9 protein-coding genes are annotated in these 11,799 nt (G+C 69.5%); 7 read left to right on the top strand and 2 right to left on the bottom strand.

Translation table 11 applies throughout. From position 1 onward, the window contains the following. On the top strand, nucleotides 1-399 hold a 399-nt coding region (locus NON22_RS13300; protein ID WP_257387422.1), incomplete at its 5' end, for an EF-hand domain-containing protein. Nucleotides 400-432: 33 nt separating this feature from the next. Here NON22_RS13300 and NON22_RS13305 read toward each other — a convergent pair. Beyond that, on the bottom strand, nucleotides 433-936 hold the full coding sequence (locus NON22_RS13305; RefSeq protein ID WP_257387423.1) for a hypothetical protein: 504 nt from the start codon (nucleotides 934-936) through the stop codon (nucleotides 433-435). Nucleotides 937-1,120: 184 nt separating this feature from the next. Between NON22_RS13305 and NON22_RS13310 the strand changes: the two genes are divergently transcribed. Next, the gene (locus tag NON22_RS13310) at nucleotides 1,121-1,318 is read left to right on the top strand and encodes a hypothetical protein (RefSeq protein ID WP_257387424.1); all 198 of its coding nucleotides are present in this window, start codon (nucleotides 1,121-1,123) and stop codon (nucleotides 1,316-1,318) included. A 73-nt stretch (nucleotides 1,319-1,391) separates the two neighbouring features. Beyond that, nucleotides 1,392-1,787 carry a YchJ family protein gene (locus NON22_RS13315; protein ID WP_257387425.1) on the top strand — a complete coding sequence of 132 codons (396 nt, stop codon included), beginning with the start codon at nucleotides 1,392-1,394 and terminating at the stop codon, nucleotides 1,785-1,787. A 36-nt stretch (nucleotides 1,788-1,823) separates the two neighbouring features. On the opposite strand, the gene NON22_RS13320 is transcribed toward NON22_RS13315, so the two are convergent. Further along, a complete protein-coding gene (locus NON22_RS13320; protein WP_257387426.1) occupies nucleotides 1,824-2,783 on the bottom strand; it encodes a LysR family transcriptional regulator in 960 nt (319 codons plus the stop codon). A gap of 169 nt (nucleotides 2,784-2,952) precedes the next feature. Between NON22_RS13320 and NON22_RS13325 the strand changes: the two genes are divergently transcribed. The 4 genes from NON22_RS13325 to NON22_RS13340 all read left to right on the top strand — a co-directional run. Further along, nucleotides 2,953-3,663 carry an SDR family NAD(P)-dependent oxidoreductase gene (locus NON22_RS13325; RefSeq protein WP_257387427.1) on the top strand — a complete coding sequence of 237 codons (711 nt, stop codon included), beginning with the start codon at nucleotides 2,953-2,955 and terminating at the stop codon, nucleotides 3,661-3,663. Nucleotides 3,664-3,683: 20 nt separating this feature from the next. Next, complete coding sequence (locus NON22_RS13330) at nucleotides 3,684-4,883, top strand: efflux RND transporter periplasmic adaptor subunit (protein WP_257387428.1); 1,200 nt, start codon at nucleotides 3,684-3,686, stop codon at nucleotides 4,881-4,883. Between the two features lie 250 nt (nucleotides 4,884-5,133). Beyond that, a complete protein-coding gene (locus NON22_RS13335; RefSeq protein WP_257387429.1) occupies nucleotides 5,134-8,301 on the top strand; it encodes an efflux RND transporter permease subunit in 3,168 nt (1,055 codons plus the stop codon). Nucleotides 8,302-8,713: 412 nt separating this feature from the next. Beyond that, nucleotides 8,714-11,799, top strand: a 3,086-nt coding sequence (locus NON22_RS13340; RefSeq protein ID WP_257387430.1) for a patatin-like phospholipase domain-containing protein, incomplete at its 3' end; no start/stop codon positions are given.

An 11,799-nucleotide genomic window follows, 5' to 3' on the forward strand; every position in this document is an offset into this window, starting at 1 on the left:
GAAGGCGACGCGGCCGGCCGCCGACGCGGCGCCGGCCGCGGACGCGGCGGGTCCGTGAGGATTGCCGCGGCGGCGCTGGGCCTGCTGCTGGCCGCCGCCGTGCCGGCGCAATACGCCGGCTCCACCCGGGACTATCTGCGCGAATTCGACAGCGACGGCGACGGCCGCGTCAGCCTGACCGAATACCAGGACAAGCTCAGCGAGATATTCCGGCGCATGGACCTCGACGGCAACGGCGTCGTCGACCTCAACGAGTTCGATCCGGCCGTCGTCGGCCCGCATACGCGGCCGATCGCGCTGGCCCAGCACCGCAAGCGCCTGGCCGAGGTGTTCCGCCGCCAGGACGTCGATCGCAACGGCTATCTCGACGCGCGCGAGCTCGGTGCGCCGCCGCGCTGAACGCGACTCAGCGCTGAAATCAGAGTGTATATTTCAACACAATGGCAGGCGGCGGCAACCTCCTTCCTTCCGCTCGTTCTCCCGCGACGACACGGAGAAAAACGGCTTGCGCCGATTTCGCGGCAGGTTCGTCTCCGGCGTCCGGCCCGCGGCGACCGGCGTCGCATCGTCGCCGTTGCCGTTGCCGTCGTCCGGCGCGAGCAGCGGCGCGGCGTAGGGGTCCCAGGCCAGGCCGAGACGGTTGAGCCAATGCCGCTTGACCGCGCGGCGCGCGCGCCAGAGCGCGCCGGCGCTGTGGCAGCGGCGCAGCCGCGAGCCGGCAGGACCGGCGGGCACGGCGGCCTGCCGCAGCCAGAGCCGCGCGAGTTCGGCGTCGGCGTCGCGCCAGTCCGCGAGCCTGCCGGCGAGCAGCGCCTCGGCGCGGCGCAGCTCGTTGCCGGCGGCGCCGAAATAGTCGAAGGCGAGCAGCTGCACGGCATCCTCGATGCAGTCGAGCAGTTCCAGCAGCGGGTCGGTATAGGAAATTCGCGTGTGCATAATGCGTCAATCTCCACAGGGGTGGGCACGATCGCAACGCGGCGTCTCGACGCGCGCGATGGCCGTGTGCGCCGCCGCCGATCGTGCGGTTTCTGAACGCGCGGCGGCGCCCCGACTTCCGGCACGTGAACGCGACCCTAGCCTGGCCGATGCTGTGGGCGACGTTACGGAGGCGCCGCCCACGATGCTCAAGTTCCTGCTCTGGCTGCTGCTGTTCGTGCTGTGCTGGCCGCTGGCCCTGCTCGCGCTCGTGCTCTACCCGCTGATCTGGCTGCTCAGCCTGCCGTTCCGGCTCGTCGGCATCACGGTCTCGGCCGTGTTCGAGTTCCTGCGCGCGCTGCTGTTCCTGCCTGCGCGGCTGCTCGGCGCGCGGCCGGCCTGAAGCCTGCCGCCGTACCCTTTGACGGCCGGCCGATAGCGGCGAGAATGCGCGCCGCTTCCGGCTGCGTGCGTCCATGAACGAAACCGTCGTCGACTGTCCCTGCGGCTCCGACCGCGCCTACGCCGTCTGCTGCGCGCCACTGCATGCGGGCGAGCCGGCGCCGACGGCCGAAGCACTGATGCGCTCGCGCTACAGTGCCTATGCGCTCGGGCTGGAGGACTACCTGCTGCGCAGCTGGCATCGTTCGACGCGTCCGCCGGCGCTGAATCTCGCGCGCGAGAAGCCGGCGCCGCGCTGGCACGGCCTGAAGATCCTGCGCTATCAGCCCGTCGACGCCGACAACGCGTTCGTCGAATTCGTCGCGAAGTACAAGGTCGGCGGCGGCCCGATGCAACGCCTGCGCGAGCTCAGCCGTTTCCGCCGCGAGGACGGGCACTGGTTCTACGTGTCCGGCGAGTGGAGCAGCTGACGCGGATACGGCCGGTCTTTTGCGCGGACCGGAACGCTAGGGCCCGAAGCGCGGCGCCTGCGCCATCTGCTGGCACGGATGCCACCACTCGGTCAGGCTCATGCGTTCGAGCAGGAAGTCGACGAACACACGCACCTTGGGCAATTGCGAGCGGCCCGGCGGATAGACGGCGTTGAGGTCGACGGCCGGGCTCTGCCAGGCGCCGAGCACGCGGCGCAGCTTGCCCGCGGCGACGAGCGGTTCGACGAGGCCGTCGCTGATCAGCGCGAGGCCCTGGCCGCCGATCAGCGCGGTGCGCAGCACGCCGGGATCGTTCGCGACGAAGACCGGCGCGACGGCGTAGTCGACGGCTTCGCCGCCGTCGTCGCCGTTGCGCAGTCCCCAGCAATAGCGGCCGTTCGCGCCGCGGTGCTGGCTCATGGCCAGGGTGCGGTGATGCACGAGCTCGTCGGGCCGCAGCGGCTCGCCGTTGCGCGCGAGATAGTCGGGACTCGCATAGACGCGCGCGACGAAGCTGCCGAGCCGGCGCGCGCTGAAGGTCGAATCGGCGAGCGTGCCGACGCGCAGCGCGAGGTCGATGTCCGAACCGATCAGGTCGAGCTTGTCGTTGCTGAGCACGAGCTCGACGCGCAGTTCCGGATGCCGCTGTTGGAACTCCGGCAGGATCGGCGCGACCGAATTGCTGCCGAGCGAGTACGGCGCGGTCACGCGCAGCCAGCCGCGCGGAGCGCCGTGCAGCTGGTTCACGGCGCTCTCGGCCGCGTCGAGGTCGCGGGCGATGTGCCGGCAGTGCTCGTAATACAGCGCACCGGCTTCGGTCAGGCCGATGCGCCGCGTCGTGCGCTTGAGCAGGTGGAGGCCGAGCCGGTCCTCGAGCTCCTGCACCTTGCGGCTGACGCTGGTCTTCGGGAGGCCGAGTGCCCGCGCGGCGGCGCTGAATCCGCCTTGTTCCACCACCCGTACAAAGATCAGCGTTTCATTGAAGTCGCGTAGCATTTCTGTCCCTCATTGTCCCTGCAGCGGGACAATCATTCCCGAAACGGCCCACTAATCAAAGCCAAGGTCGGGCCCACTTTTGCGTCCTGCTCCTCGACGCCCGGGGAGGCGGGGTCCGACGGACTCCGTTGCGGCGTCGCCGGACAGCTACCGCATGAGGTCGGTTTTCATGAAATCCAGCGTCATCGTCATCGGTGCCAGCGGCGGCATCGGCAGCGGCGTCGTCGCCAGCCTGCTCGCCGAGGGTTATCCGGTCATCGCCGTCGGCCGGCATCGCGACACCTTGCTGAACCTGGCCGACCGGCTGGGCCGGCCGGCCGCGCTGACCCTGCTGACCGCGAGCGTCGAGAGCGACACCGGCGCCAAGGATCTCGTGCAACAGCTCGTCGCGCTGCGCCGCCGCTTCGCCGGCGCCGTCGTGGCCATCGGCCCGGAAGCCGACTGCGGCCGGCTGCTCGACCGCGACGGCATCTTCCTCGAAGACCACCTGCACGCCCACGTGGTCGCCCAGTTCAACGCCGCGCGCGCCCTGATTCCGCTGTTCGCGCAACATTCGCCGAACGCGCTCTATCTCGGTATCGCCAGCGCGGCGACCGAGCATCCCTGGTGCGGCTACGGCCATTTCTCCGTGACCAATGCCGCGCTGCGCATGCTCGCCAAGGTCATCCACGGCGAGAGCCGCGACCTGCCCGTGCGCGTGCAGCAGCTCGCCCTCGCCGGCCTCGTGCGCACCTGGCGCAACGACGACTGCGCCTGCAGCGAATGGATGGACGTCGACAGCGTCGGCCGCGGCGTCATCGACCTGCTCCAGCACTCCGACGGCAGCGCAGCCGTGGTCAACCTGCGCGCCGGCGGCAGCCCCGAACCCGTACCCGATTGAAGATCCGAAGGAGTGGAAACATGAAAGCCAACACCGCGATCCCCGTCTGGCCTGCGCTCGCCAACGCCGGCCTGCTGATGCTGCTCGGCCTGGCCCTGGCCGGCTGCAGCCACTCCGGGCCGCCGCCACAGATGCCGCCGCCGCAGGTCAGCGTCGCGACGGTGGTGCAGAAAGACGTGACGCTCTGGGACGAGTTCACCGGCCGCATCGAAGCCGTCGATAAGGTCGAGGTGCGTCCGCGCGTCGCGGGCTATCTCGACAAGGTCAACTTCGAGGAAGGCCGGCAGGTCAAGAAGGGCGACCTGCTGTTCCAGATCGACGACCGCGAATACCGCGCCGCGCATTCGCGCGCCGCGGCCGAGGTCGAGCGGGCGCGTTCGCGTGCCGCGCTGGCCCAGCGCCAGCTCGAACGCTCGCGCCAGCTCGTCGCCAACAAGCTGGTAGCGCGCAACGACGTCGACCTGCGCGAGGACGAGCTGGCCCAGGCCCTCGCCGACGTCAAGGCGACCCAGGCCGCGGCCGAGCAGGCGCGCCTGAATCTCGAGTTCACGCGCGTGACCGCGCCGATCGACGGCCGCGTCGGCAAGGCGCTCGTCACGCCGGGCAACCTCGTCGCGCCGGGCAGCTCGCTGCTGACCACGGTCGTCTCGCTCGATCCGGTCTACGTCAGCTTCGAGGGCGACGAGAACACCTATCTGCGCTATCAGGGCCTGGAACGCGCCGGCGAGCTGCCGAGCGCGCGCGAGGCCGGCAATCCGGTGCGCATGGGCCTGGCCGACGAGGAAGGCTTCCCGCACACGGGCAGCATGAACTTCATCGACAACGAGCTCGACGCCGGCACCGGCACGATCCGCGCGCGCGCCGTGTTCTCGAACAAGGAAGGTCGCTTCACGCCGGGCCTGTTCGCGCGCGTGCAGCTGCTCGGCAGCGGCGCCCAGTCGGCGCTGCTGATCAATGACCGCGCCGTGCTGACCGACCAGGACCGCAAGTTCGTCTACGTGATCGGCCCCGAGAACAAGGCGCTGCGCCGCGACGTCAAGCTCGGCGCCCAGGTCGACGGCCTGCGCATCGTGACCGACGGCCTCGCGGCGAACGACCGCGTCGTCGTCAACGGAGTGCAGAAGGTGTTCTTCCCGGGCATGCCCGTGGATCCGCAGCCGGTGCCGATGGAGAAGCCCGAACAGGCGCCGGCGGTGGCTGCGGTGGCCGGAGGGCCCTGATCGATCGGACTGTGCGGCGGAACCCATCGCCATCCGCCCTCCCTTTGAAGGGGACGGCCTGAAGCGACCTCGCTCCGAACCGTCCCTTCAAGGGCGTGAAAACCCGTCGCCCGGAACCGCAGGTTCTGACGGCCCTGAACGCCCGACGGGCCGCAGGGCCGGGCGGGGATGGGTTTCCGCTTCGGATTCAAACGCTCGAAACCAGCCAAGCCCCGACAAGACAAAGCTTCCCCGGTAAAGGAGTTCAACCGTGGATTTTTCCCGATTTTTCGTCGATCGCCCGATCTTCGCGGCGGTCCTGTCCATCATCATCTTCGTGGCCGGCCTCATCGCGATTCCGATGCTGCCGATCAGCGAATACCCCGACGTCGTACCGCCGTCGGTGCAGGTGCGCGCGGTCTATCCGGGCGCCAACCCAAAGACCATCGCCGAGACCGTCGCCGCACCGCTCGAAGAAGCGATCACCGGCGTCGAGAACATGATCTACATGAAGTCGGTCGCCGGTTCCGACGGCGTCATGACCCTGACGGTCACGTTCAAGATCGGCACCGACATCGACCTGGCCCAGGTGCAGGTGCAGAACCGCGTGAGCCAGGCCACGCCGCGCCTGCCCGAGGACGTGCGCCGCCTCGGCGTCACGACGTTGAAGCAGTCGCCGAACCTGACCATGGTCGTGCATCTGCTGTCGCCGAAGGGCAACTACGACATCACCTACCTGCGCAACTACGCGGTGCTGCACATCAAGGACGAACTCGCGCGCATTTCCGGCGTGGGCCAGGCGCTGATCTTCGGCGCCGGCGACTACTCCATGCGCGTCTGGCTGCAGCCCGACCGCGTCGCCGCGCTGGGCCTGACCGCCGGCGACGTCGTGCGCGCGGTGCAGGAGCAGAACCTGCAGGTCTCGGCCGGCTCGATCGGCGCGCCGCCGCAGAAGAGCAACGCCGAGCTGCAGCTGTCGATCAATGCCCAGGGCCGCCTGGTCACCGAGGAAGAGTTCGGCAACGTCGTCATCAAGACCGACGCGAACGGCACGGTCGCGCGCCTCAAGGACGTCGCGCGCATCGAGCTCGGCGCGTCCGAGTACGCGCTGCGCTCGCTGCTGTCCAACCAGCAGGCCGTCGCGATTCCGATCTTCCAGGCGCCCGGCAGCAACGCGATCGCGATGTCCGACGCCGTGCGCGAGAAGATGGCCGAACTGGCCAAGCAGTTCCCCGAAGGCGTGACCTGGGACGTGGTCTACGACCCGACCGTGTTCGTGCGCGATTCGATCAAGGCCGTCATCACCACGCTGTTCGAGGCCATCGCGCTCGTCGTCATCGTCGTGATCCTGTTCCTGCAGACCTGGCGCGCGTCGATCATCCCGCTGTTGGCCGTGCCCGTGTCGGTGGTCGGCACCTTCGCCGTGCTCTGGCTGCTCGGCTTCTCGGTCAACGTGCTGACCCTGTTCGGACTCGTACTGGCGATCGGCATCGTCGTCGACGACGCGATCGTCGTCGTCGAGAACGTGGAACGCAACATCGAGGAAGGCCATGCGCCGCTCGAAGCCGCGCACCGCGCGATGAGCGAGGTCAGCGGGCCGATCGTCGCGATCGCGCTCGTGCTCTGCGCCGTGTTCGTGCCGATCGCGTTCATCGACGGCGTGACCGGCCAGTTCTACCGCCAGTTCGCCGTGACCATCGCGATCTCGACCGTGATCTCGGCGGTCAACTCGCTGACCCTGTCGCCGGCGCTGGCCGCGGCGCTGCTCAAGCCGCACGGCGCGCCGAAGGACCGCCTGACGCGCCTGATCGATGCGGCGTTCGGCTGGGTGTTCCGGCCGTTCAACCGCTTCTTCCGCCGCTCGAGCGAGGCCTACGCCAACGGCGGCCGGCCCGCGCTCAAGCGTGCGCCGCTGATGCTGATCGTCTATGCGCTGCTCGTCGGTCTGACCGTAGTCGGCTTCCGCGCCGTGCCGGGCGGCTTCATCCCGACGCAGGACAAGCTCTACCTGTTCGCCGGCGCGAAGCTGCCCGAGGGCGCGTCGCTGGACCGTACCGAGGCGGTGATCCGGCGCATGAGCGAGATCGCGCTCGAAACCCCGGGCGTGGCGACTGCGGTCGCGTTTCCGGGCCTCAACGCGATCCAGTTCACCAATACGCCGAACATGGGCACGATCTTCTTCGGCTTGAAGCCGTTCGCCGAGCGCAACGGCCAGAGCGCCGAGCAGATCGTGCAGCAGCTCAACATGCGCTTCTTCGGCGAAATCAAGGAAGGCCTCGCGTTCGCGGCGATGCCGCCGCCGGTGCTCGGCCTCGGCCAGTCGGCCGGCTACGAGATGTACGTGCAGGACCGTTCCGGTCTCGGCTACGGCGAGCTCACGCGTCAGGTCGAGGCGCTCAGCGGCGCGATCATGTCGACGCCGGGCTTCGAGCGTCCGTTCAGCTCGTACCAGTCCAACGTGCCGCAGCTCAACGCCGACGTCGACCGCATCAAGGCCAAGGAACAGGGCGTCGCGCTGACCGACCTGTTCGAGACCCTGCAGGTCTATCTGGGTTCGCGCTACGTCAACGACTTCAACCGTTTCGGCCGCACGTATCAGGTCATCGCCCAGGCCGACTCGAACTATCGCGACGACGTCGACGACATCGCCAACCTCAAGACGCGCAACGCCGCCGGCGAGATGGTGCCGATCGGCAGCGTCGTGAAGATCGGCCAGAGCTACGGTCCCGACCCGGTGATCCGCTATAACGGCTATCCCGCGGCCGACCTGCAGGGCGGTGCCGATCCGCGTCTGCTGTCCTCGGCCCAGGCCGTGCAGGGTGTCGCCGCGTTCGCGCATCAACTGCTGCCGGCCGGCATGAGCTTCGAGTGGACCGCGCTGACCTATCAGCAGGTCACTCAGGGCAAGGCCGCGCTGCTCGTGTTCCCGCTCTGCGTGCTGCTGGTGTTCCTCGTGCTCGCCGCGCTGTACGAGAGCTGGTCGCTGCCGCTGTCGGTGATCCTGATCGTGCCGATGTGCATGCTGTCGGCGATCACCGGCGTCTGGCTGACCGGCGGCGACAACAACATCTTCACCCAGATCGGCCTGGTCGTGCTGATGGGGCTGGCCTGCAAGAACGCGATCCTTATCGTCGAGTTCGCGCGCGAGCTGGAGATCAAGCAGGGTCTCGGCATCGTGGACGCCGCGCTCGAGGCCTGCCGCCTGCGTCTGCGTCCGATCCTCATGACGAGCCTGGCCTTCATCATGGGCGTGGTGCCGCTGGTGTTCGCCCACGGCGCCGGTGCGGAGATCCGCCATGCGATGGGCGTGACCGTATTCGCCGGCATGCTCGGCGTCACCGTGTTCGGTCTGTTCCTGACGCCGGTGTTCTACGTGATCATCCGCAAGCTCTCGACGCGCCGGCAGAAGCCGGCCCTGCAGCCGGCGGTGGCGCACTGAGATCGCGTGTCCTGCTTCGTCGTTGAATTTGCAAATAGATATTCAATGACGTCGTGGCTTCGACTCTCCTCTCCCCGCGGAGAGGAGAGGCTGGCGCTTCCACGGTTTTTTCCTCGCATGCACTGCACAAGGGTAATCCGTCCCCACCAAGCCCTCCCCTTCAAGGGGAGGGCCTTCAACACGACGACGCTGTCGCTTTCGAGCCCTCCCGGTCGAGGAGGTGAAAGGCTGTCGCCCGGGACGGCGGGGGTGCGACACCGCGTTTGACCACATTGCGACTATGGTGCGAAGTCGCCATTTCCGGTGTAGGCTGCCCGCCGGACCGGCCGGCGAGGGGAACACCATGGTCTCCGCGGAAACGCGCGTTGCGGCCGCCGCAGCTGCCCGCATCACTCCAGAGCCTGCGCCGGCCGTGCGCATCGACCCGGAGGCGCTGCGCGACGCCGAACTCGACCTGATTCTCGGCCGCCATGCCGGCGCGCCGCGCGACGACGATCCTTCCCCCTGGGGCCTGGCCCTGTCCGGCGGCGGCATACGCAGCGCGACGTTCGCGCTCGGCGTGCTGCAGGCGCTCGCACGCGACAACCTGCTGCGCGGCTTCCACTACCAGTCGACGATTTCCGGCGGCGGTTACATCGGCGGCTTCCTGCAGGGTCTGATCCGGCGCCGCGGCTTCGAGGGCGCGTTCGAGGTGCTGCGTTCGACCCTGCGCGAGCGCGCCGCGATGCCGGGGCGTCCAACCGCCGACGATCCGCAGCAGCCGATCCAGCACCTGCGCGAGTACAGCAACTATCTGAGCCCGCGCAAATCGCCGCTGTCGGGCGACACGCTCGGCATGATCGGCACCTTCGTGCGCAACGTGCTGCTCGTGCAGACCCAGCTCTGCGCGCTGCTGCTCGCGCTGAGCCTGATGCCGATCCTGCTGTTCCACCTGATCGTGCGCTGGACCGGCACGGCGCCCGGCGTGTCGCTGTCGGTAGCCGCCCTGCTCTGCGTCGCGGCGGCGGCGCTGCTGGCCTGGATAGGCTCGCAGACCAACCGCCCGCCGCTCGGCGAAGCCGAGGACCAGCGGCCGCGGCCGCGCGTCGCGCTGGCCGCGCTCGGCGTCATTCTCGGGCTGGCCGGCGGTTCGTTCCTCGGCGCGATGGGACTGAGCCGGCTGCGCCAGCTGCCGCAGCCCTGGGAATCGCTGTCGACGTGGCTGGCGCCGCAGGCCTCGCTCGAAGCGCGCCTGGGCCTGACCACGGCAGTGCTCTACCTCGCGATCTGGCTGGTCTGGACCGCGTTCGACACGGCGATGGAAGCGCTGCGCCGCAACGACGACGACCTGCGGCCGCCGCTGCAGCAGCACCGGCTGCGCTTCCTGTTCGCGGCGGCCGGCGCGGCCGCCTTCAGCGGCCTGGCCATCATCGGCGTGCTGCGCCTGCTCGCGCCGTGGGGCTACAGCGACGCGACCTTGTGGCACAGCCTGATCCTCGGCCCGGCTTTCACCCTGGCCGGCATCACCCTGACCGGCATCGTCCACGTCGGCCTGGCCGGCGCCGCGCTGAGCGATCTGCAGCGCGAGGTCTGGGCGCGCGTCGGCGGCAAGACCGCGGGTCTCGTGCTGATCGGCATCGTGCTGTCCCTCGCGCTGACGATCTACGGTCCGTGGCTGCTGCTGAACCTGTCGCAGTTCTTCGACGAGAAGTGGCGCGCGATTTCGGGCTGGGCCGGCGTCGCGGCCTGGCTCGCGACGTCGGGCTCGGGCGTCATGCTCGCCTACAGCCAGCGCAGCGGCGGCGCGAAGCCGAGCTCGGCGCTGCTCGACCGGCTCGTGCGCATCGCGCCGGCGGTCTTCGTGCTCGGCCTGCTCGTCGGCATCAGCCTCGGGGCGCAGGCGCTGCTCGTGTTCGGCGGCTGGGACGCACGGCCGCCGCAGGCCGCGAGCGAGCTGTCGATCTACCTCGGCTACCTCGCCGCGGGCGCCGACCGCAGCAGCGTCGCCGTCGCCGTCGTCGCGCTGGTCGCCGTCGGCGTCTGGCTGCTGTTCGGCCTGACCGTCGACGTGAACGAGTTCAGCATGAACGCGTTCTATCGCAACCGTCTCGTGCGCTGCTATCTCGGCGCGAGCAATGCGCAGCGCCAGCCCGAGCCGATCACGAATTTCGATCCGCACGACGATCTCGTGCTCGCCGACGTCGTCGAAGTCGAGCGCGACGGCGGCTGCCGGCCGCTGTATCCGCTGATCGGCACGGCGCTGAACCTCGTCGCGGCCAAGCAGCTCGACTGGCAGGACCGCAAGGCCGCCTCGTTCTGCCTGACGCCGGGTTATTGCGGCTACGTGCCGCCGCCGTCGCGCGCCGGCGCGAGCGCGATCGGCGATCCGACGCCGAATGCGGCGGCGACCGCGATACCGGGCGCGGCGCCCGATCCGCTGGCCGCGGCGCTGACCCTCGGCAGCGCGGTGTCGATCTCCGGCGCCGCGGTCAGTCCGAACATGGGCTATCACAGCTCGCCGGCCGTGACCTTCCTGCTGACCCTGTTCGACGCGCGCCTGGGCTGGTGGCTCGCGAATCCGAGTCACGCGACGCGGCCGCGCGCCGACAGCGCGCCGTTCTCGGCCGGCTGGCTGCTGGCCGAAATGCTCGGCCTCACGCGCGACGGCGGACGCTACGTCTACCTGTCCGATGGCGGGCATTTCGAAAACCTCGGACTCTACGAACTCGTGCGCCGCCGCTGCCGCTTCGTGCTCTGCGTCGACGCCGGCGCCGATCCGCAGCGCGTGTTCGCCGATCTCGGCAACGCCGTGCACAAATGCCGCGTCGACTTCGGCGCCGACATCCACGTCGACGTCAACGCGCTGCGTCCCGGCGCCGACGGCTACAGCGCGCGCAGCTGCGCGGTCGGCCGCATCGTCTACGCCGACGGCAGCAGCGGCACCCTGCTCTATCTGAAGCCGACCCTGACCGGCACCGAACCCACCGACGTCGCCCATTACGCGAGCGCGCACCCGAGCTTCCCGCACGAATCCACCGGCGACCAGTTCTTCGACGAGGCGCAGTTCGAGAGCTATCGCCGCCTCGGCGAATTCGTCGCGAGCTCGGCGCTGGAGCCGGCGCTCGAACGCGCCGGCGTCGATCCGGCCGCGGCCGCTCCGCTCGCGCTGAGCGTGCACGACTCGAGCCTCAAGGAACGCCTGCTGATCGAGCTGCGCCACCAGTGGGTCGCGCCGGTCAGCGGCCTGCCGCAGCGCTTCGCCGCCCACGGCAAGGCCATGACGCAGCTGTTCGAGAAGCTGCGCCGTTCGCCGGAGCTCGCCGTGCTCGACGCGCAGATCTATCCGGCCTGGACCGATCTCGTCGCGATCGGCGCCGCGGCCGCCGGAGCCTCCGGCGCCCCGGCGGGCGACTCGACGGCGCGAAGCGCCGGCGCGCGTGCGGCGGACGCCGCCGCCAGCCCGTACCAGCGGCGCACGCGCCTGCCGACCGGCGACGCGTTCCGCAACTGCTTCTATTT

This window comes from Tahibacter caeni (assembly GCF_024609805.1).
GTDB classification, from domain to species: Bacteria; Pseudomonadota; Gammaproteobacteria; order Xanthomonadales; family Rhodanobacteraceae; genus Tahibacter; species Tahibacter caeni.

What these genes read in the sequence shown, in the direction of transcription:
- NON22_RS13305 (WP_257387423.1), bottom strand. Translation starts at nt 936, where the DNA reads ATGCACACGCGAATTTCCTATACCGACCCGCTGCTGGAACTGCTCGAC.
- NON22_RS13320 (WP_257387426.1), bottom strand. Translation starts at nt 2,783, where the DNA reads ATGCTACGCGACTTCAATGAAACGCTGATCTTTGTACGGGTGGTGGAA.
- NON22_RS13325 (WP_257387427.1), top strand. Translation starts at nt 2,953, where the DNA reads ATGAAATCCAGCGTCATCGTCATCGGTGCCAGCGGCGGCATCGGCAGC.
- NON22_RS13330 (WP_257387428.1), top strand. Translation starts at nt 3,684, where the DNA reads ATGAAAGCCAACACCGCGATCCCCGTCTGGCCTGCGCTCGCCAACGCC.
- NON22_RS13315 (WP_257387425.1), top strand. Translation starts at nt 1,392, where the DNA reads ATGAACGAAACCGTCGTCGACTGTCCCTGCGGCTCCGACCGCGCCTAC.
- NON22_RS13310 (WP_257387424.1), top strand. Translation starts at nt 1,121, where the DNA reads ATGCTCAAGTTCCTGCTCTGGCTGCTGCTGTTCGTGCTGTGCTGGCCG.